The organism is Cellulomonas sp. Y8 (assembly GCF_008033115.1).
Taxonomy (GTDB): domain Bacteria; phylum Actinomycetota; class Actinomycetes; order Actinomycetales; family Cellulomonadaceae; genus Cellulomonas.
This window is the reverse complement of the sequence record NZ_CP041203.1, coordinates 127,276-147,649: the sequence shown is the minus strand read 5'-3', so window position 1 is coordinate 147,649 and position 20,374 is coordinate 127,276. Positions and strand designations below refer to the sequence as shown.

At 73.5% G+C, this 20,374-nt stretch carries 17 protein-coding genes; 16 read left to right on the top strand and 1 reads right to left on the bottom strand.

The genetic code is table 11. The annotated features are described in order from the left end of the window. Positions 1 to 124 precede the first annotated feature (124 nt). Positions 125 to 2,374 (bottom strand): MMPL family transporter, encoded by a 2,250-nt coding sequence (locus tag FKM96_RS00695; protein WP_168216828.1) that lies wholly within the window; start codon positions 2,372 to 2,374, stop codon positions 125 to 127. An 84-nt stretch (positions 2,375 to 2,458) separates the two neighbouring features. On the opposite strand from FKM96_RS00695, the gene FKM96_RS00690 reads away from it, so the two are divergent. From FKM96_RS00690 to FKM96_RS00615, 16 genes are all read left to right on the top strand, one after another. Next, positions 2,459 to 3,883 (top strand): replication-associated recombination protein A, encoded by a 1,425-nt coding sequence (locus tag FKM96_RS00690; RefSeq protein ID WP_147793638.1) that lies wholly within the window; start codon positions 2,459 to 2,461, stop codon positions 3,881 to 3,883. 215 nt (positions 3,884 to 4,098) lie between these two features. Beyond that, positions 4,099 to 4,725, top strand: a complete 627-nt coding sequence (gene rpsD / locus FKM96_RS00685; RefSeq protein WP_147793637.1) for a 30S ribosomal protein S4 — start codon at positions 4,099 to 4,101, stop codon at positions 4,723 to 4,725. A 172-nt stretch (positions 4,726 to 4,897) separates the two neighbouring features. Then, positions 4,898 to 5,260, top strand: coding sequence for a DUF948 domain-containing protein (locus tag FKM96_RS00680; protein WP_147793636.1), 363 nt, complete (start codon positions 4,898 to 4,900; stop codon positions 5,258 to 5,260). Beyond that, on the top strand, positions 5,257 to 5,778 hold the full coding sequence (locus FKM96_RS00675) for a hypothetical protein (protein WP_147793635.1): 522 nt from the start codon (positions 5,257 to 5,259) through the stop codon (positions 5,776 to 5,778). The genes FKM96_RS00680 and FKM96_RS00675 overlap by 4 nt, the downstream gene beginning before the upstream one ends. A 128-nt stretch (positions 5,779 to 5,906) precedes the next feature. Next, positions 5,907 to 8,609: an alanine--tRNA ligase gene (gene alaS, locus FKM96_RS00670; RefSeq protein ID WP_147793634.1), complete on the top strand. Its 2,703-nt coding sequence runs from the start codon at positions 5,907 to 5,909 to the stop codon at positions 8,607 to 8,609. A gap of 5 nt (positions 8,610 to 8,614) precedes the next feature. Beyond that, complete coding sequence (gene ruvX, locus FKM96_RS00665; RefSeq protein WP_147793633.1) at positions 8,615 to 9,235, top strand: Holliday junction resolvase RuvX; 621 nt, start codon at positions 8,615 to 8,617, stop codon at positions 9,233 to 9,235. After that, positions 9,232 to 10,389 carry an endolytic transglycosylase MltG gene (mltG, locus tag FKM96_RS00660; protein WP_246855114.1) on the top strand — a complete coding sequence of 386 codons (1,158 nt, stop codon included), beginning with the start codon at positions 9,232 to 9,234 and terminating at the stop codon, positions 10,387 to 10,389. Before ruvX ends, mltG begins: the two co-directional genes overlap by 4 nt. Then, positions 10,386 to 11,324: a shikimate dehydrogenase gene (locus FKM96_RS00655; protein WP_147793632.1), complete on the top strand. Its 939-nt coding sequence runs from the start codon at positions 10,386 to 10,388 to the stop codon at positions 11,322 to 11,324. Before mltG ends, FKM96_RS00655 begins: the two co-directional genes overlap by 4 nt. 134 nt (positions 11,325 to 11,458) lie before the next feature. Next, positions 11,459 to 13,138, top strand: coding sequence for a GspE/PulE family protein (locus FKM96_RS00650; RefSeq protein WP_147793631.1), 1,680 nt, complete (start codon positions 11,459 to 11,461; stop codon positions 13,136 to 13,138). A gap of 427 nt (positions 13,139 to 13,565) precedes the next feature. Next, positions 13,566 to 14,798 (top strand): type IV pilus twitching motility protein PilT, encoded by a 1,233-nt coding sequence (locus FKM96_RS00645; RefSeq protein WP_305764241.1) that lies wholly within the window; start codon positions 13,566 to 13,568, stop codon positions 14,796 to 14,798. Continuing rightward, the gene (locus FKM96_RS00640; RefSeq protein WP_147793630.1) at positions 14,798 to 16,024 is read left to right on the top strand and encodes a type II secretion system F family protein; all 1,227 of its coding nucleotides are present in this window, start codon (positions 14,798 to 14,800) and stop codon (positions 16,022 to 16,024) included. The genes FKM96_RS00645 and FKM96_RS00640 overlap by 1 nt, the downstream gene beginning before the upstream one ends. 84 nt (positions 16,025 to 16,108) lie before the next feature. Next, positions 16,109 to 16,612: a prepilin-type cleavage/methylation domain-containing protein gene (locus FKM96_RS20925; RefSeq protein WP_210417333.1), complete on the top strand. Its 504-nt coding sequence runs from the start codon at positions 16,109 to 16,111 to the stop codon at positions 16,610 to 16,612. 127 nt (positions 16,613 to 16,739) lie between these two features. Next, positions 16,740 to 17,198: a prepilin-type N-terminal cleavage/methylation domain-containing protein gene (locus FKM96_RS00630; protein ID WP_147793629.1), complete on the top strand. Its 459-nt coding sequence runs from the start codon at positions 16,740 to 16,742 to the stop codon at positions 17,196 to 17,198. Positions 17,199 to 17,203: 5 nt separating this feature from the next. Next, complete coding sequence (locus FKM96_RS00625; protein ID WP_147793628.1) at positions 17,204 to 17,848, top strand: PilW family protein; 645 nt, start codon at positions 17,204 to 17,206, stop codon at positions 17,846 to 17,848. Next, the gene (locus FKM96_RS00620; RefSeq protein ID WP_147793627.1) at positions 17,839 to 19,491 is read left to right on the top strand and encodes a hypothetical protein; all 1,653 of its coding nucleotides are present in this window, start codon (positions 17,839 to 17,841) and stop codon (positions 19,489 to 19,491) included. The genes FKM96_RS00625 and FKM96_RS00620 overlap by 10 nt, the downstream gene beginning before the upstream one ends. 19 nt (positions 19,492 to 19,510) lie before the next feature. Continuing rightward, a complete protein-coding gene (locus tag FKM96_RS00615; RefSeq protein WP_147793626.1) occupies positions 19,511 to 20,299 on the top strand; it encodes an A24 family peptidase in 789 nt (262 codons plus the stop codon). The last annotated feature ends 75 nt before the right edge of the window (positions 20,300 to 20,374 follow it).

The window sequence follows — 20,374 nt, the reverse complement described above, 5'->3', positions numbered from 1 at the left end:
GCGCGCGGGCCATCGCCGAGCGGGTAACCGACACGTCGAGCGAGTAGTCGTCGGATGCTCGCTCGACGTGCCGGCTACTCGCTCGCGGGCGCGGCGGACCGGGCGCGGCGCGCGCCCGCCGCCGTCAGTGCGTGATCGCCAGGCGGGCGTGCAGGCGGCGCAGCGGCGCCGGGGCCCACCAGTTCAGGTCGCCGAGCACCGTCATCGTCGCGGGCACCAGCAGCAGCCGGACCAGGGTCGCGTCGATCAGCACGGCCACCGCCAGCGAGAAGCCGACCTCCTTGATCACCAGCAGCTCGCCGGCGACGAAGCCCGCGAACACCGCGATGATGATGGCCGCGGCGGAGGTGATGACGCGCCCGGAGCGCTGCAGCCCGAGCCGGACGGCCACGTCGTTGGGCGCGCCGGCGTCGTGCAGCTCCTTGATCCGGGAGAGCAGGAACACCTCGTAGTCCATGGCGAGGCCGAACGCGAACGCGATGACGAGCGCCAGCACGTAGGTCTCGATGCCGCCGGTCGGGTCGAACTGCAGCAGCCCGGACAGGTGCCCGTCCTGGAACACCCAGACCAGGACGCCGAGGGACGCGCACAGCGACACGACGTTGGTCAGCAGCGCCTTGACCGGCACGAGCACCGAGCCGGTCATGAGGAACAGCAGCACCAGGGTCGCGACGGCGACGATGCCGAGCGCCCACGGCGCCCGGTCGACGAGCGCGTCGGTGAAGTCGATCTGGTTCGCCGCCTGGCCGCCGACCCACGTGTCGAACGGCAGGTCGAGGTCGCGCAGCTCGTGGACGACCGCCTGGGCGTCGGCACCGCCGGGGTCGGTGGACTCGGGGCGCACGCCGATCACGACGACCGACCCGCGCGCGACCGGCGCGTCGACGGACGCGACGCCGTCGAGGGCCTCGATCTCCGGCAGGGCCGCCTGCGCGTCGGCGACGGACGTCTGCGCGACCACCGGCACCGCGGCCGACGAGGACGCCGGGTACTGCTCGGCGAGCACCTGGACGTACTCGCGCTGCGGGCTGGACCGGGGGAGCAGCTCGGTCGTCGAGTTGCGCAGCTCGAGGTGCAGGAGCGGGGTCGCGAGGACGAGCAGCACCGCGAGCGAGCCGCCCATCACCCACCACGGGCGCCGCTGCACGCGCGCGGCGAGCCGGGAGAACACGCCCTCCTCGTGCTCGACGTCGGCGGTCCGGGCGAGCACGGCGCGCACGCCGGGCACCCGGGACAGCACGCTGGGCCGCGCGAGCCGCCGCCCGGCCAGCACCAGCAGGGCGGGCACGAGGGTCAGCGCGGTGGCGACCGCGAACACGATGACGGCGACCGAGCCCGCGCCGAACGCCCGGAGGATGTCCTGGCGGAACACCAGCAGGCCCGCGATCGAGATGGCCACCGTGAGGGCGGAGAACGCGACGGTGCGCCCCGCGGTCGACATGGTGGTGAGCAGCGCGCCGACCACCGCGCCGTCACCGCGCCGCCGCCGCGCGGACCGGCCCTCGTCGTCGCCCAGGGTCTTGCCCAGCTCCTCGCGGAACCGGGACACGATCAGCAGGCCGTAGTCGATCGACAGGCCGAGGCCGAGCACGGTGACGACGTTCACGACCGACGACTCGAGGTCGTCCATCACGTACGACAGCGCGACCAACGACCCGAGGCCGCCGGCGATCGAGGCGATGGCGCCGGCCAGCGGCATCGCCGCGGCGAGGAACCCGCCGAACACCAGCACCATGATGAGCAGCGCGACCGGCAGGGCGATGGCCTCGCCGGTGGTGAGGTCCTGCTCCACCTGGTCCGTGATCGCCGACACGATGAGCGAGGTGCCGCCGACCAGGCCGGTCGCGTCCGGGGCGACCCCGTGCAGCGCGTCCGGGACGTCGGCGAGCCGTTCCTGCAGGTCGCGCAGCGCCGCGGACTCCGCGTCGTCGGACAGCTCGGGGTCCAGCTCGGCGACCAGGAGGAACCCGTCGCCGTCCTGCGCGAGCAGCGGCGCCGCCGCCGGGTTGGCGGGTCCGTCGGGCAGCACGAACGGGTCGATGACCGAGATCACCCCGTCGACGGCCGCGACGTCCTCGCGCGCCGGCGCCAGCGCCTCCGCCAGCCCCTCGGTCGCGGGGTCCACGCCCTGCACCACGAGGCTCAGCGAGGCACCGGACGTGCTCGAGGCCGCGAGCAGCTCGCTCGCCCGCGCGCTGTCGGAGCCGGGGACCACGGGCTCGCCGGTGCTCAGCCGGTCGAACAGGTTCTGCCCGCCGACGCCGACGAGCGCCACCGCGAAGCAGCCCGCGGCCACGACGGCCCAGACGAGCACCGTGAGGCGGGGGTGGCGGGCGACCAGGCGGCCGAGGCTCTCGAACACGCGGGCCAGCATCGCAGGCCGGACGCCTCTCGCGCACCACCGGTCCCATCCGTCCCACGGCGCGGCGTGTGGGACGGCGCCCGTAGGCTCGTGGGCATGGATCTGTTCGACGCGGTGACCACCTCGGCGCAGGGCACGCCCGCCCCGTCGGCGGGGGCGCCGCTGGCGGTGCGCATGCGCCCGCGCAGCCTGGCGGAGGTCGCCGGGCAGGAGCACCTGCTGGTGCCGGGCTCGCCGCTCCGGCGGCTGGTCGAGCCCGGCGACGCGACCGCGCGGCGGGCGGCGCCGTCGTCGGTCGTGCTCTGGGGCCCGCCCGGCACGGGCAAGACGACGCTCGCCTACCTGGTCGCCACCACGTCCGGCCGCCGGTTCGTCGAGCTGTCGGCCGTCACGGCGGGCGTGAAGGACGTGCGGCAGGTCGTCGACGACGCCCGGCGCCGGCTGGCGTCGGACGGCTCGGAGACGGTGCTGTTCATCGACGAGGTGCACCGGTTCACCAAGGCCCAGCAGGACGCGCTGCTGCCGAGCGTGGAGAACCGCTGGGTGACGCTCGTCGCGGCGACGACGGAGAACCCGAGCTTCTCGGTGAACTCCCCGCTGCTGTCCCGCTCGCTGCTGCTGACCCTCAAGCCGCTCGAGACCGACGACGTCCGGGCGCTGATCCGACGGGCCGTCGAGGACGAGCGCGGCCTGGGCGGCGCGGTCGTGCTCACCGACGACGCCGAGGACCACCTGCTCCGGCTGTCCGGCGGCGACGCCCGCAAGGCGCTGACGATCCTCGAGGCGGCCGCGGGCGCCGCGCTGGCCGACCGGGAGACCCGGCTGGCGGACCCGGACGTCGACCTCGGCGACGACGCGGACGCCGCGGCGGTCGTCGACCTGGCGACCACCGAGCGCGCGATCGACGTCGCCGCGGTCCGGTACGACCGGGACGGGGACCAGCACTACGACGTCATCAGCGCGTTCATCAAGTCGGTGCGCGGCTCCGACGTCGACGCGTCCCTGCACTACCTGGCCCGGATGATCGCGGCGGGGGAGGACCCGCGGTTCATCGCGCGCCGGATCGTCATCTCGGCGTCCGAGGACGTGGGCATGGCCGACCCGAGCGCGCTGCAGACCGCGGTCGCCGCGGCGCAGGCCGTGCAGCTCATCGGCATGCCCGAGGCGCGGATCATCCTGGCCGAGGCCGTCGTGCACCTGGCGACGGCCCCGAAGTCGAACGCCGCCTACAACGGGATCAACGCCGCCCTCGCCGACGTGCAGGCGGGCCGGCTCGGGTCGGTGCCCGCGCACCTCCGGGACGCGCACTACGCCGGCGCCAAGCAGCTGGGGCACGGGAAGGGCTACCTGTACGCGCACGACCACCCGCACGGGATCGCCGCGCAGCAGTACCTCCCGGACGACCTCGTCGGCACGCGGTACTACAGCCCCACGGAGAACGGGTACGAGCGGCAGGTGGGCGAGCGGCTGGGCCGGATCCGGTCGGTGCTGGACCAGGCACCGCCCCCGCAGGACCGCTGACGGCGCCCCCGACCGCACCGCATTAGGCCCAGCGACCCGCACCCGGTAGAGTTGCACGGTCGTCCGCACCCCGGGTCCTCCCGGTGGGTCAGCCGGACGGCCGCCTGGGGTCCTAGCCGCGTCCGCCTCGTACGGACGCACGGAGGTCGGCCCCACGCCCCGCCCGGGTTCGCCGGGCACGGGTGTGCCGTACGAGAAACGACAGGAAGAACCACATGAGCAACGTGACGCGTGCGCGTCGCCAGGTGCGCCTCTCGCGCGCCCTCGGCCTCGCGCTCACCCCGAAGGCCGTCAAGCACTTCGAGAAGCGCCCCTACCCGCCCGGCGAGCACGGCCGCGCCCGCCGCCGCACCGAGTCGGACTACGCGGTGCGTCTGCGCGAGAAGCAGCGGCTGCGCGCCCAGTACGCGCTGCGCGAGAAGCAGCTCGCCCGTGCGTACGAGGACGCCCGCAAGGCCCCGGGCCTGACCGGTGAGGCCCTGGTCGAGGACCTCGAGACCCGTCTCGACGCGCTGGTGCTCCGCGCCGGCTTCGCCCGCACCATCCTGCAGGCGCGCCAGGTCGTGACCCACCGGCACATCCTGGTCGACGGCAAGATCGTGGACCGTCCGTCCTTCCGCGTGAAGGAGGGCCAGACCCTGCAGATCAAGCCCAAGTCGCAGACCACCGTGCCGTTCCAGGTGGCCGCCGCCGGCGCCCACCGCGACGTGCTGCCGGCCGTCCCGGGCTACCTGGACGTCCAGCTCGAGAAGCTGTCGGCCGTGCTGGTGCGCCGCCCGAAGCGCGCCGAGGTCCCCGTGACCTGCGACGTCCAGCTGGTCGTCGAGTACTACGCCCGCTGAGCCACCCGGCTCGCAGGTCCGCGACGCCCCCGCACCGGCCCCCACGGGTCGGCGCCGGGGCGTCGCGGCGTTCCCGGCCCGCACGCGCGGCCGGTCGCCCGGCGCGACACCGCACGCCGGGTAGGGTTCCGGTGTCGTCGGCGCGGTGCCGGCACGAGCAGAAGGGCTGGCCATGCTGGGAGACATCGCGGGGCTCATCGCGGCCATCGCCTTCGTGCTGCTGGTGGGCGCGCTCGCCGTGCCGCTGGTGAAGCTCGGGCGGGTGCTGGACGAGACCCGGACCTCCGTCAAGGAGATCACCGAGCACACGGTGCCGATCCTGGACGAGGCGGCCACCACGGTGTCGTCCACGAACACCCAGCTCGAGCGGGTGGACGCGATCACGACCTCGGCCGCGCAGATCACGCAGAACGCCTCCGCGCTGACGTCGCTGTTCGCGGCGACCGTCGGCGGCCCGATGATCAAGGTCGCGGCCTTCAGCTACGGCGTGCGGCGCGCGCTGTCCGGCCTGGGCCGCGGGCGGTCCGGGCGATGAGCCGGCTGCTCTGGGTCGCGGTCGGCGCCGCTGCGGCGGTCGCCGGCGCCAAGCGGCTCGGCCTGCTGGACGACCTGACGGGAGCCCCCGCCGGCCACGCCGCGCACGCCGACGGCTCGGCGGCCGGCGCGGCCGGGACCGCCCGGGCCACCGCCGCCACGGCCGCCCGCGCCGCGCGCACCGCGTTCCGCGCGGGCGCCAGCACGGCCGGCGCCGTCCGGTCGCTGTCCGACGCCCGCCGCGAGTTCCGCACCGGCATGGCCGAGCGCGAGGCGCAGCTGCGGCACGACCTCGTCGGCGACGTCGACGTGGACGCGATCCGCGCCGAGCGCGCCGGGCGCCGCGCCGCGGCCCGCGAGGCCGAGCACGACGCGCACGGCGCCGTCCCGCCCGCCTGGCACCGGGACCCCGAGGCCCGGGACGCGGCCCGTGCCGCGCGCGCCCGCAAGGGCTGGGCCGACGAGCCGACGGACGACCCGGCGGACGGCGACGGCGACCTGCCGTACTCGTTCTACTGACCTGCACCTCGCGGCCCCTAGGCTGCACCCCGTCGCCCGCGCGGGAACACACCCGCGGCGCGCGACGCTGAACCACGAGAACGGGCGTGGGCCCGCGACCCCCGCCACCCGACCCAGACGAGGACACCATGCGCACCGCCGAGATCCGCCAGCGTTGGCTCGACTTCTTCGAGGCCCGCGGCCACGCCGTGGTGCCCTCCGCCCCGCTGATCTCGCCCGACCCGTCGACGCTGTTCGTCATCGCGGGCATGGTGCCGTTCATCCCGTACATGCTCGGCGAGCAGACGGCCCCGTGGCCGCGCGCGACGAGCGTGCAGAAGTGCGTGCGCACCCTCGACATCGAGGAGGTCGGCAAGACCACGCGGCACGGCACCTTCTTCCAGATGAACGGCAACTTCTCCTTCGGCGACTACTTCAAGGAGGGGGCGATCACCCACGCGTGGGAGCTGATCACCACTCCGCAGGACCAGGGCGGCTACGGGTTCGACCCGGAGACGATCTGGGTCACGGTCTACGAGACCGACGACGAGGCGGCCGAGCTCTGGAAGAAGATCGCCGGCCTGCCGGACGAGCGCATCCAGCGCCGCGGCATGAAGGACAACTACTGGTCGACCGGCGCGCGCGGCCCCGCGGGCCCGTGCTCGGAGATCTACGTCGACCGCGGCCCGGAGTACGGCGCCGAGGGCGGCCCGGTCGTCGACGAGGACCGGTACATCGAGATCTGGAACCTCGTCTTCATGCAGTACGAGCGCGGCGACGGGGGCGGCAAGGAGAACTTCCCGATCCTCGGCGAGCTCAAGCAGAAGAACATCGACACCGGCATGGGCCTGGAGCGCGTCGCGTTCCTGCTGCAGGGCGTCGACAACATGTACGAGATCGACGAGGTCTTCCCGGTCATCGAGGCCGCGCAGCAGCTGTCCGGCCGCCGCTACGGCGCGGACCACGAGGACGACGTCCGGATGCGCGTCGTCGCCGACCACGTGCGCTCGGGCCTCATGCTCATGGGCGACGGCGTCGTGCCCTCGAACGAGGGCCGTGGCTACGTGCTGCGCCGCCTGCTGCGCCGCGCGGTCCGCGCGATGCGCCTGCTCGGCGTCGAGACCCCGGCGCTGCCGACGCTGCTGCCGGTGTCCCGCGACGCGATGTCGCCGTCGTACCCGGAGCTGGCGCGCGACTTCGACCGGATCGCCAAGGTCGCGTACGCGGAGGAGGAGGCGTTCCTGCGCACCCTGGTCTCGGGCACCTCGATCCTCGACCTCGCGGTCTCCGAGGCGAAGTCCACCGGCACCGGGACGCCGAGCGCGGCCCCGCTGCTGTCGGGCGAGAAGGCGTTCCAGCTGCACGACACCTACGGCTTCCCGATCGACCTCACGCTCGAGATGGCGGCCGAGCAGGGCGTCTCCGTCGACGAGAAGGCGTTCCGGACGCTCATGCAGGCGCAGCGCGACCGCGCCCGGGCGGACGCGCTGGCCAAGCGCGCGGGCCGCACCGACACCGCGGCGTACCAGGACCTGCACGCGACGCTGAGCGGGTCCGGGGCGAAGCCGGTCGAGTTCGTCGGCTACGACCGCAGCACCTCCCGCTCGCGCGTCGTCGGCCTGCTGGTCGACGGGCAGCCCTCGCCCGCGGCCACTGCGCCGGCCGAGGTCGAGGTCGTCCTCGACGTCACGCCGTTCTACGCCGAGATGGGCGGCCAGCTGGCCGACCACGGCACCATCGTGCTCGACGGCGGCGCGACCATCGAGGTCGACGACGTCCAGGCGCCGGTCAAGGGCCTGCCGGTCCACCGCGGCCGCCTGGTCGAGGGCACCGTCACGCTGGACGAGCCGGGCGTCGCGTCGATCGACACCGCGCGCCGCATCGCGATCAGCCGCGCCCACACCGCGACGCACATGGTGCACAAGGCCATCCAGGAGTCCCTCGGCCCGTCGGCGACCCAGGCGGGCTCCGAGAACGCGCCCAGCCGCGTGCGGTTCGACTTCCGCGCCGGCCAGGCCGTGCCGCAGGGCGTGCTGTCCGAGGTCGAGGAGCGGGTCAACACCCGGCTCCAGGAGAACCTCGAGGTGACCGACGCGGTCATGCCGATCGCCGAGGCCCGCGCGCTCGGCGCGATGGCGCTGTTCGGCGAGAAGTACGGCGACCAGGTGCGCGTCGTGTCGATCGGCGGCGACTGGTCGCGCGAGCTCTGCGGCGGCACGCACGTGCGGCAGTCGGGCGAGCTCGGCCTGGTCACCCTGCTCGGCGAGGCCTCGATCGGCTCCGGCGTCCGCCGGGTCGACGCGCTCGTCGGCGACGGCGCGTACGGCTTCCACGCCAAGGAGCGCGCCCTCGTCGGGCAGATCTCCGGCCTGCTCGGGGCGCGCCCCGACGAGCTCGCCGACCGGGTGTCCTCGCTGATGACCCGGCTCAAGGAGTCCGAGAAGGAGCTCGCAGGGCTGCGCGCGGCGCAGGTGCTCGCGATCGCCGGCTCGCTGGCGTCCTCGGCGGCGGAGATCGACGGCACCCGCGTGGTCACCCACGACGCGGGCGAGGTCGCCGCGGACGACCTGCGCACCCTGGTGCTCGACGTCCGGTCCCGCCTCGGCGAGTCCGCGCCGGCCGTCGTCGCGGTCGGCGGCGTGGCCAAGGGCCGCCCGGTGGTCGTCGTCGCGACGAACGCCGCGGCGCGGGAGAAGGGCGTCCGCGCGGGCGCCCTGGTCAAGAAGGCATCCGGCCTGCTCGGCGGCGGTGGCGGCGGCAAGGACGACCTGGCGCAGGGCGGTGGAGCCGACGCCGCCCGGCTGCCCGAGGCGCTCGCCGGCATCCGCGAGGCGATCGGGGCGGGGGCCTGAGCCCGGTGGCCGGCGCCACCCCGGACGAGGCCGACGCGCCCGGCGCGCCGGACCCCGACGCCGTCGTGCGCGGGGCCCGGCTCGCCGTGGACGTCGGCTCCGTCCGGGTCGGCCTCGCGGCCAGCGACCCGGACGGCCTCGTGGCCACGCCGGTCGACACGCTGCCCCGCGACCCCCGCCCTCCGGCCCCGGGCGCGCTGCCGTCGGACGTCGCCACGATCGTCGCCGAGGTGGCCGAGCGGTTCGCCGCGGCGGTGTACGTCGGACTCCCGAAGCACCTCTCCGGGACCGAGGGCTCGGCAGCACAGGCCGCACGCGCGTACGCTGGTGCGCTGGCGCAGGCCGTCGCACCGGTTCCGGTGCGGTTGGTCGACGAGCGGATGAGCACGGTGTCCGCCCATCAGGCGCTGCACGCGTCCGGCCGGTCCGGGCGTCGTCACCGGGCGGTCGTCGACCAGGCGGCCGCGGTGGTGATCCTGCAGACCGCGCTCGACGCGGAGCGCTCCTCGGGCCGCCGGCCCGGCGAGCGGGTCACGGCGACCCGCCCGGAGCCTCCCGCCGAGGAGCGCCCGGGGGGTCAGCAGGACGCTGGACGAGCAGGACACACCGAAGGGACGACCGAGTGAGCGACCTGTTCCTCGGTGCTCCGCAGCAGGAGCACCACGAGGCACCCCCGCCCTCGCGCCGCTCGCGCCGCGACTCGCAGGAGCAGCGCGCGAAGCAGAAGAAGCACCGGCGGCGCCGCAGCGTCGTCGTGCTCCTGCTCGCGCTGGTCCTCGTCGGCGGCGCCGGCTTCGTCGTGTGGAGCGTGTTCGGCGACCTGTTCTCCGGCGGCGGCAGCGCCGACGAGACCGTGCAGGACTACCCGGGCCCCGGCAGCGGCGAGGTCCAGGTGACCGTCGCGTCCGGTGACACCGGCGGCGCCATCGGGCAGACGCTGCACGACGCGGGCGTGGTCGCCACGGTGAGCGCCTTCACGAGCGCCTACGCCGCCAACCCCGCCGCGGTCGGCATCCAGCCCGGCACGTACGGCCTGCAGCTCGAGATGAAGGCCAGCGACGCCGTCGCCGCGCTGCTCGACCCCGCCAACCGCGTGTCGAACCGCGTGACGATCCCCGAGGGCTACACGGCGAAGCAGATCTACCAGCGCGTCTACGAGGTCACCGGCATCACCGTCGAGGACCTCGAGGCGGCCGCTGCAGACCCCGCCGCCATCGGGCTGCCCGCCGAGGCGGGCGGCAACGTCGAGGGCTGGCTGTTCCCGATGACCTACGAGGTCGAGCCCGGGTCGAGCGCCGCCAGCGTGCTGTCCCAGATGGTCGCGCGGACCACGGCGCTGCTCACGAGCAAGGGCGTGGCGCAGGACCAGTGGGAGACGGTGCTCAACAAGGCGTCGATCGTCGAGCGCGAGGGCAAGCTCGACGAGGACCGGCCGAAGATCGCCCGCGCGATCGAGAACCGCCTCGAGCGCGACATGCAGCTCCAGGTCGACGCGACCGTCCTCTACGGCATCGGCGTGACCGGGCGTTCCCCGACGCGCGCGGAGCTCGACGACGCGTCCAACCCCTACAACTCGTACACCTCGGTCGGGCTGCCGCCCACGCCGATCGCCAACCCGGGCGAGGCGTCGATCGACGCCGTCATCAACCCGGCGGACGGCCCGTGGCTGTTCTGGGTCACCGTCAACCCGGAGACCGGCGAGACCAAGTTCGCCGAGACCTACGACGAGCACCAGACGTACGTCGCGGAGCTGCGCGAGTGGGAGGCGGCGAACCTGTGACCGGTGCCGCGCGCCGCGCCGCGGTGCTCGGCCACCCGATCGCGCACTCGCTGTCCCCGGTCCTGCACCGGGCCGCCTACCGGGCCCTCGGGCTCGACGGCTGGGCCTACGACGCGGTCGACGTGACCGAGGAGCAGCTGCCGGCGTTCGTCGGCGACCTCGACGCCGGCTGGGCCGGGCTCAGCCTGACCATGCCGCTCAAGCAGACCGTGCTGCCGCTGCTCGACCACGTCGAGCCGCTGGCGGCGGTCGTCGGAGCGGTGAACACCGTGCTGGTGCAGGCGGGCGGGTCGGGGCGGCCGGTGCTCACCGGCGCCAACACCGACGTGCACGGGATCGTCGCGGCGCTGTCGGAGGGGCTGGGCGCGGCGGACGCGGCGTCGCCGGGGGAGAGCGCCCCGGCCCGCACCGCCGTCGTCCTCGGTGCGGGCGCCACCGCGGCGTCCGCCCTCGCCGCCCTCGCCGAGCTCGGCTGCACCACGCCGGTCGTGCTCGCGCGGTCGCTGGGCCGCACGGGCGCGCTCGCCCGCGCCGCGCACCGCATGGGCGTCGAGCCGGCGTTCCGGACGCTCGACGGCGCGCCCGCTGCGCTGGCCGGGGCCGACCTCGTCGTCTCGACGCTGCCGCCGCGCGCCGCGGACGACCTGGCGGCGGCGCTGCGCGAGGGACCCGCGCTGCGGCCGGGCGCCGTGCTGCTCGACGTCGCCTACGACCCGCGGCCCACCGCGCTGCACGCCGCCTGGCTCGCCGCCGGCGGCGTCGCCGTGCCGGGGGAGCGGATGCTGCTGCACCAGGCCGCCGAGCAGGTGCGGCTCATGACCGGGCGGCCCGGGCCGCTCGCCGCGATGGACGAGGCGCTCGGGTCGGCGCTGGGCGTGGTGCCCGGGTCCCCGGAGGCTCCGGGCGCGCCGGTCGTGCCCGGCGCGACCGCCTGACCGGCTGATTCACCCGGCCCGGGACGGTACCCGCCCGGTCCGGACGCCCTCGGGTCCTCATCTCCCCGCACCGGCGTGCCGATGGGTCCTACGGGGCCGGTGCACCTGCCTGCCCCGGACGAAAGGGCAACGGGGTGAAGCAGCTCGGCGAGATCCTGCTGGACGAGGGCCTGGTCAGCGAGGCGCAGCTCATGGCCGCGCTGGACGAGCAGATGGCCCGGGGGCAGTCCCTCGGCCGCACGCTGGTCGAGATCGGGGTCCTCACCGAGGGGCAGCTCGTGGCCGCGCTGGCGCGGCAGGTCGGGATGGCGTTCGTCGACCTCGACGAGTATCAGGTGGACCGGTCCGCGGTCTCGATGGTGCCCGCCGCCCTGTGCCGGCGGTACACCGTGCTCCCCGTCGGCTTCCAGGACGGCGCGCTCGTGCTCGCCACCGCCGACCCCGGCAACGTGGTCGCCGTCGACGACGTGCGCACCGTGTCCGGCATGGCGGTCCTGCCGATCGTGGCGACCTACGAGAACCTCAGCCGCGCGATCGAGCGGTTCTGCCGCGCCGACGGCGAGATGGAGGACCTGTCCACCGCGTTCGAGGAGGAGCACCAGTCCCAGCAGGCGCAGGTCGACCTGTCGAACATCGGCAACGCCGTCGAGGACGACGCCCCGATCGTCCGGTACGTGAACCTGCTGGTGACCCAGGCGATCTCCGACCGGGCGTCCGACATCCACATCGAGCCCACCGAGCACGACCTGCGCGTGCGGTACCGGATCGACGGCGTGCTGCACGAGATGCAGCGTTCGCCCAAGCAGATCCAGGGCGGCGTCATCTCGCGCGTCAAGATCATGTCGGACATCGACATCGCGGAGCGCCGCAAGCCCCAGGACGGCCGCATGTCCGTCACCCACAACGGCCGCAAGATCGACCTCCGCGTCGCCACCCTGCCGACGGTGTGGGGCGAGAAGATCGTCATGCGGATCCTCGACAACTCGACCGCCTCGCTCGACCTCCGCGACCTCGCGTTCCTCGAGCACAACTACGAGTCGTACAAGGACGCGTACACCAAGCCGTACGGGATGATCCTCGTCACCGGACCGACGGGTTCCGGCAAGTCGACCACCCTGTACGCGACGCTGAACGCGGTCTCCAAGCCCGAGATCAACGTCATCACCGTCGAGGACCCGGTCGAGTACCGCCTCGCCGGCATCAACCAGGTCCAGGTGAACCCCAAGGCCGGCCTGACGTTCGCGGGCGCGCTGCGCTCCATCCTGCGGTCCGACCCCGACGTCGTCCTGCTCGGTGAGATCCGCGACCACGAGACCGCGCAGATCGCCATCGAGGCGGCCCTCACCGGCCACCTCGTGCTCTCGACCCTGCACACCAACGACGCGCCGTCCGCGATCACCCGCCTCACCGAGATGGGCATCGAGCCGTTCCTCGTCGGCTCCGCGCTCGACGCGGTGGTGGCCCAGCGGCTCGCCCGGCGGCTGTGCGCCAAGTGCTGCGAGCCGTACGTCCCGACCGAGACCGAGCTCATCGGGGCGCGGTTCCCGTGGGTGCCGGGGGAGCCGCTGCCCGAGCTGTTCCGGCCCGTCGGCTGCGTGGCGTGCTCCCGCACCGGGTACCGGGGGCGCGTCGCGCTGCACGAGGTCATGCGGGTGACCGAGGACATCGAGCGTCTGGCCGTGGCGCGGGCGTCGGCCGCCGAGATCGGCGCCACCGCGCGGCAGCAGGGCATGATCACGCTCCGCGACGACGGCTGGCAGAAGGTCGCGCTGGGGCAGACGTCGGTGGAGGAGATCCTGCGGGTCGTCGCGTGACCGGGTGGTCCGCGGGGCGACCGCTCAAGAAACCGCTCGCCCCGGCCGATGGGACCGGGCAGGGCGGCGCCGACGTGCGCCGCGACACGATCGGAGAGGTGCCACGGTGACCGAGCCCTACCCCGGCGATGGAACGGTGCCCGTGACGGGCCTCCCGCCGTACGTCCCGCCGCTCACGCCGCCGGTCGGTGCGTCCGTGCCGACGCAGGCCGCGCCGCCGGCCGGGGCCCCCGTCCTGTCCCCGCCGGCGCCCCCCGTGCCGGGCTACCCGGCCACGGCGCACGGGGCAGGTGCGGCGACCTACGCCGCGCCCCCCGCAGCTGCTGCGCCCCCCGCCCCGGCAGCGCCGCCCGCCGCTCCGCCGGCGATCCCCGGGCAGCCCGGCGGCCCCGCGCGCGCAGCCGCCCCCGCCGGCACCCGAGCGGCGATGCGTGCCGGCACGGCGCGCCCCGGCATGGGACTGCAGCGGCAAGAGGGCGACCTCGACCTCGACGAGGCGCTCGCCGCGATGGTCCAGATCGGCGCCTCGGACCTGCACCTGACCATCGGCGCTCCGCCGACGGTCCGCATCTCCGGCTCGCTCCGCCCGCTCGAAGGCTTCCCCGCGCTCGAGGGCGAGGGGCTGCGCCGCGCGCTCTACGCGGTCCTCACCCAGAAGCAGCGGGAGAAGTTCGAGGCCAACCTCGAGCTGGACCTCTCCTACTCGGTGCGAGGGCTCGCGCGGTTCCGCCTGAACCTGTACCAGCAGCGTGAGTCGATCGGTGCGGCGTTCCGCGTGATCCCCTACGAGATCAAGCCGCTCGAGCAGCTCGGCGTGCCGCCGGTCGTGGCGAACTTCGCAGGCCTGCCGCGCGGGCTGGTGCTGGTCACCGGGCCGACCGGTTCGGGCAAGTCGACGACGCTCGCGTCGATCATCGACCTGGCCAACCGCACCCGGCCCGACCACATCATGACGGTCGAGGACCCGATCGAGTTCCTGCACCGGCACAAGAAGGCGCTCATCAACCAGCGCGAGGTGGGGGAGGACACCCACTCGTTCGCGAACGCGCTCAAGCACGTGCTGCGTCAGGACCCCGACATCATCCTCGTCGGCGAGATGCGCGACCTCGAGACGATCTCCGTCGCGCTGACCGCGGCCGAGACCGGCCACCTCGTCTTCGCCACCCTGCACACGCAGGACGCCGCCCAGACGATCGACCGCATCATCGACGTCTTCCCGTCGCACCAGCAGGCCCAGGTCCGCACCCAGCTCGCCGGCGCGATCCAGGGCGTGGTCTGCCAGGCGCTGTGCAAGCGCGCCGACGGCACCGGCCGGACCGTGGCGACCGAGGTGCTGGTCGCGACCCCGGCCGTCCGGAACCTCATCCGCGAGGGCAAGACGCACCAGATCTACTCGGCGATGCAGGCGGGCTCGCAGCAGGGCATGCACACGATGGACCAGCACCTCGCGGACCTGGTCAAGGCCGGGCGCATCTCGTACGAGACCGGCCTCGAGAAGTGCCACCACGCCGAGGACTTCAACCGCCTCACCGGGCGCTTCGGCGCTGCCGCCCCGATGGCGCAGGGCGGCGCGCCGGCGCAGAACGCGCTGTACGAGTCGTCGTCCTACCCGCCGGTCGCGCCGCCGGCCCCCTACGCGCAGCCCGGGAGCACCCACTGATGGCGGACGCCAAGGTCTACGAGTACGCGGTCCGCGACCGCGAGGGCAAGGTCGTCAAGGGCCGGATCGAGGCGGCCAACCAGGCCGCGGTCGCGAACCGGCTGCGCACCATGGGGCTCGCGCCCACCTCGATCACCGAGGTGCAGACCACCGGCCTGCAGCGCGAGATCACCATCCCCGGCTTCGGCGAGAAGATCACGCTCAAGGACCTCGCCGTCATGTCGCGCCAGATGGCGACGATGATCTCGGCCGGCCTGTCCCTGATCCGGACGCTGTCGATCCTCGCCGACCAGACCGAGAGCAAGCCGCTCGCGAAGGTCCTCGGCTCGGTGCGGAGCGACGTCGAGGTCGGGCAGTCGCTGTCCTCCGCGCTGTCCAAGCACAAGGACGCCTTCCCGCCGCTGATGATCAACATCATCCGCGCGGGCGAGGTCGGCGGCTTCCTGGAGAAGTCGCTCGTGTCGGTGGCCGAGAACTACGAGGCCGAGGTCAAGCTCCGGTCCAAGATCAAGTCGGCGATGACCTATCCCGTCATGGTGTTCATCATGGCGATCGTCGCGGTCGCCGCGATGCTCATCTTCATCGTCCCGGTATTCCGGGACATGTACGCCGACCTCGGCGGGACGCTGCCCGTCCCGACATTGATCCTGGTGTATATCTCGAATGTCATGAAGTGGGCGACGGTCCCGCTGGTCGCCGTGATCGTGGTCGCGATCGGGTGGTGGCGGAAGCACAAGAACGACCCCGCCATCCGCGAGAAGGTCGATCCGATCAAGCTCAAGATGCCCGTCTTCGGGCAGCTGATGCGGAAGATCGCGGTCGCCCGGTTCGCCCGGAACTTCGGGACCATGATGGGCGCCGGCGTGCCGCTGCTGCAGGCCCTCGAGATCGTCGGGCAGACCTCCGGCAACTGGGCGATCGAACGCGCCGTCGCCGACGTCCAGGAAGCCGTCCGCCGAGGTGAGACGCTGTCCGGCCCGCTCGGGCAGCACCCGGTCTTCCCGCCGATGGTCGTGCAGATGCTCGCCGTGGGCGAGGACTCGGGCGCGATGGAGACGATGCTCGAGAAGGTCGCGGAGTTCTACGACCAGGAGGTCGAGTCGACCACCGAGCAGCTCACGAGCCTCATCGAGCCCCTCATGATCGCGTTCCTCGGCGTGGTCGTCGGCGGCATGATCGTCGCGCTCTACCTGCCGATCTTCAATGTCTTCAACTTGATCGAGTGACCGCGGCGGGGCGTCCGAACGGGTGAACCAAACGTCACCCGTTCTGACGACTCAAGTCGGGGTGGGTCCCGGACGATGCAATGGGTGCACGACTTCCCCGGCCTTCGCGGGCCGGTGGATCTGGACATTTCACATCGAACTCGGGAGCACAGCGTGATCGCTCGTTACCGCAAGGCCATGGAGAACAAGGAGCAGGGCTTCACGCTCGTCGAGCTCCTCGTGGTCATCATCATCATCATCGGCATCCTCGCCGCCATCGCGGTGCCGGTGTACCTGAACCAGCAGGCGAAGGCCAAGGACTCGGCCGCGAAGTCGGACCTGGGCAACGCGAAGATCGCGGTCGCGTCGGCGCTGGTCGACTCGCCGAACGCCACCACCATCACCTTCGGCAACACCGACACCCCCGGCACCACCTCCGCCACGGCGAAGTTCGCCTGGTCCGCCGGCGTCACCGGCGACTCGTCCGTCACCATCGCGGCCGGCGAGTTCGAGATCGAGGCGACCTCCTCGACGGGCAAGGTCTTCATCGTCGACGAGACCGGCGGCATCACCGAGAAGACCACCACGGGCGGCACCACCAACCCGTGACCTTCGGGCCACACCGCACCACCCGACGGGGCGGGGCACGCGAGCACGCGGCCCCGCCCCATCGGCGCGACACCACCCGGCAGCCACCGGGCCGGCCGGACCCCAGCACCCGCGAGGAGGGCAGCACGTGGCGCAGCAGCACACCGAGGCCGACGGCGCGCACCGGCGCCCCGCCGACGCCGGCGTCGGCATCATCGAGATCCTCGTCGCGATGGCGATCTTCGGGATCGTGATGGCCGCCGCGCTGCCCCTGCTGTTCGCCTCGACCGTGCAGGCCGCCCGCGCCGCCCAGCTGGCGACCGCGAGCCAGATCGCGAACCAGCAGCTCGAGCGCGCCCGGTCCGCCGCCACCTCCTGCACGCAGCTGAAGGCGCACCTCGCCAGCTCCGCCGCGACGGCGGAGGGGGCGGTGCACGACTCGCGCGGCATCGACTTCGAGGTGACCGAGACGGCGGCGTCGTCGATCACCTGCCCGGACGTGGACGGCCTCGTCCCGTACACCGTGACGGTCCGGGCGAACACCAACGCGAGCGCGCGTCCGGTCACCGCGACGGTCACGTCGCGCATCTGGGTCGGGAAGGACTGAGCGCCGTGCACCGACTCCGCCGCGCCGTCGACCTCCGCGCCCTCCGCGCCGCGCGCGCCACCCCCGACGCGGGCATGTCGCTGGCCGAGCTGCTGGCGTACATGGTCCTGTCGGGCATCGTGCTCGCGATCGTGGGCACGCTGATCGTCCGGACCCTCGTCACGCAGCGCGACGTCCGCGCGCAGGCGACCGCCTCGAGCGCCTCGCAGATCGTGCTCACCGACATGCAGGGTGCGCTGCGGAACGCGGTGACGGTGCGCACGCCGTCCGACTTCGGCGGCCGCCTGCTGCTGGTCAAGACGCGCGTCGGCGACGACGACGCCGACCCCGCGTCGTTCGTGTGCCGCGGCTGGTACCTGGACACCGCCTCGGGCGAGCTCCGCACGACGCGAGGTGCGCCCGGCGCCGGCGCGCCGACCGCGGGCCTCACGGCGACGTCCGACCTCAGCGCGTGGTCGGTCGCGCTCGACGGCGTGCACGCCTCGACGAGCGGGGGAGCGGGGCTGCCGGTCTTCACGGCCGAGGGCACCACCGGTGCGCACATCCGGTTCGAGGTCACCGACGGCCAGGACGGGTCGAGCCTCACCATCACGTCGGCCGCCATCCCGCGGCCGCAGGGCACGAGCACAGGCGGGACCACATGCTTCTGATCCGACGTCTCCGGTCCGTCCCGCGCGACGGCGGCAGCGCCCTGGTGACCGTGATCGCCATCGCGGCGGTCGTCGCCATCGTCAGCGTCACCATGGTCGCGACGGTGTCGTTCGCGACCGGCACCAGCGCGCGGGCCCGCGCGCAGGTGCAGGCGCAGGCGTCGGCGGAGGACGCCGTCGACCGGACGCTGTCGCAGATGTCGCTCTACACCAAGGGCGCGGAGACGACCTTCCCCTGCTCGCTGCCGTACAGCGAGGTGACCCCGGCGGGGTCGTCGAGCACCGAGGTCACGCTGCGCTACCGCACCGAGGGCGGCACGGCCTTCAACTGCCCGATCCCGACCTCGATGCCGGTCGTGGAGGCCGAGGTCACGGCGACCTCGGACGTCTCGATCAACACCGCGGACGGCGAGCGCACGGCGACGCGCACCGTGAAGCAGCGCCTGGCGGTCACCGACGTGCCGTCGGGCGGCTCGCTGTTCGGCTACGGCATCTTCTCCGGCTCGTCGTTCACCGCGACGAACACGTTCAACATCCAGGGCGGCGGCCTGCACGCGAACGGCGACTACGGCTGCAACAGCTCCGGCGCGATCATCGGGCCGGTGAGCGCAACGGGCAACGTGTCGATCACGAACGGCTGCATCGCCAACAGCGTCGCCGCCGGTGGGACGTACACGTGCAGCTCGGCCGGCTCCGTCACGGGCGACGTGACCGCGGCCGGCGCCGGGACGTCCAGCCTGACCAACGGGTGCAAGATCGGCGGGACGTTCCGCACCAAGGGCCCGATCCAGCTCACCACGGCGACGCCGCGGGTGGGCGGCAACATGATCTCCGCGGCAGGCGGCATCTCCGCGAGCAACACCGGACCGATCGTCACGGGCTACGGGCGCGCGGGCGGTGCGATCACCGGAGCCGCGACGATGAGCACCGTGTTCCAGGGCGGCTACACGGCCAACAGCCCGAGCGCGGCGCCGGACGCCCCGCCGGCCGAGGTCATGCCCGCGATCACGTGGGAGGACGTCCAGAAGGCCGGCTGGCCGGTCAAGAACGTCAGCACCTGGATCAACGAGAGCGCGGCCGCGAACAACGCGCCGTCCTGGGCGTCGGGGCGCGCCGCGGGCACGTGCAGCGCGGACGCCGCCAACTACGGGATCAACGGCCCCATGACCTCGCCCGCAGTCCCGACCGTCATCGACGCGCGGACCTGCGACGTCAACTTCCAGAACATCGTCCTGAACCTCAAGGACGACCTCACCATCGTGGTGAAGAGCTTCTCCGTGAACAACTCGTTCCGCGTCTCCTCGACGAAGAACGGTGCCAAGCTCCGGATCATCGTCCCGGTCCCGGCGGGCGCCACGACCTGCTCGGCCACGCTGCCCTCGTCCGCGAAGGGCACGCTCGACCTGAAGAACTCGGTCACGTTCGACCCCAACGTCGACGTCCTGCTGTACACGAACGGGAAGACCAGCTTCACCAACACGGTCAACCTGCACGGCTCGGTGTACACCTGTCAGCTGCAGGCCTCGGTCGCGACCACGATCGTGCACTCGGACATGACGCCGCCCGGCATGGAGGGCCCGTCCAGCGCGCTGTACGCGTTCGATCAGACCGCGCGCTACAACCTCGACCCGGGGGACTCGTGACCACCGGGCAGGGACGACCGTGATCCTGCTCGCGGCGCCGGTCGGCCTCCTCGGCCTGGTGCTGGGGTCGTTCCTCAACGTCGTCGTCTGGCGCGTCCCTCGGGGCGAGTCGGTGGTGCACCCGCCGAGCGCGTGCCCCCGGTGCGGACACGCCGTCCGCGCCCGGGACAACGTGCCGGTCCTGTCCTGGCTGCTGCTGCGGGCCCGGTGCCGGGACTGCGGCGAGCCGATCTCCGCGCGGTACCCCGCGGTCGAGGCCGTGACCGCCGTCGCGTTCGTCGAAGTGCTGGTCTGGCAGGGGTTCGGCTGGTCGCTGCCGGCGTTCTGGTACCTGGCGGCGGTGAGCGTCGCGCTGGCGCTCATCGACCTCGACGTCCGCCGGCTGCCGGACGCGATCGTGCTCCCGTCCTACCCGGTCGCGCTCGCGCTCCTCGCGCTGGCGTGCTGGGGGCCCGGGTCGGACGCCGGGGGTGAGGTGTTCCTCCGGGCCGTGCTGGGAGGCCTCGCGGTCGGCGGCGCGTACCTGGTGATCTTCCTGGTCTACCCGGCCGGCATGGGCCTCGGTGACGTGAAGCTCGCCGGCGTGCTCGGTCTCTACCTGGGGTGGATCGGCTGGTCGGCGGTCCTCGTCGGCTGGTTCGCCGGCTTCCTGCTCGGCGGCCTGTTCGCCGTCGTGCTGCTGGCGCGCCGACGGGCGGGGCGCAAGTCCGCGATCCCGTTCGGCCCCTTCCTCATCGCGGGCGCGTGGGTCGGGCTCGTCGCCGGCCCCGCGGTCGGGCAGTGGTACCTGGGCCTCCTGGGCCTGTGAACGGGGCGTGCGGGTGACCTCGCGCGCCAGTCAGGTGGGACGTCTCAAGACCGCGCAGGTCGCGGCCGATGAGTC

Bases quoted from the DNA above. Each gene is read 5' to 3' on its own strand.
- FKM96_RS00620 (WP_147793627.1), top strand. From the start codon at position 17,839: ATGCTTCTGATCCGACGTCTCCGGTCCGTCCCGCGCGACGGCGGCAGC.
- FKM96_RS00690 (WP_147793638.1), top strand. From the start codon at position 2,459: ATGGATCTGTTCGACGCGGTGACCACCTCGGCGCAGGGCACGCCCGCC.
- FKM96_RS00645 (WP_305764241.1), top strand. From the start codon at position 13,566: ATGCGTGCCGGCACGGCGCGCCCCGGCATGGGACTGCAGCGGCAAGAG.
- FKM96_RS00640 (WP_147793630.1), top strand. From the start codon at position 14,798: ATGGCGGACGCCAAGGTCTACGAGTACGCGGTCCGCGACCGCGAGGGC.
- FKM96_RS00695 (WP_168216828.1), bottom strand. From the start codon at position 2,374: ATGCTGGCCCGCGTGTTCGAGAGCCTCGGCCGCCTGGTCGCCCGCCAC.
- FKM96_RS00675 (WP_147793635.1), top strand. From the start codon at position 5,257: ATGAGCCGGCTGCTCTGGGTCGCGGTCGGCGCCGCTGCGGCGGTCGCC.
- FKM96_RS00680 (WP_147793636.1), top strand. From the start codon at position 4,898: ATGCTGGGAGACATCGCGGGGCTCATCGCGGCCATCGCCTTCGTGCTG.
- alaS (WP_147793634.1), top strand. From the start codon at position 5,907: ATGCGCACCGCCGAGATCCGCCAGCGTTGGCTCGACTTCTTCGAGGCC.
- rpsD (WP_147793637.1), top strand. From the start codon at position 4,099: ATGAGCAACGTGACGCGTGCGCGTCGCCAGGTGCGCCTCTCGCGCGCC.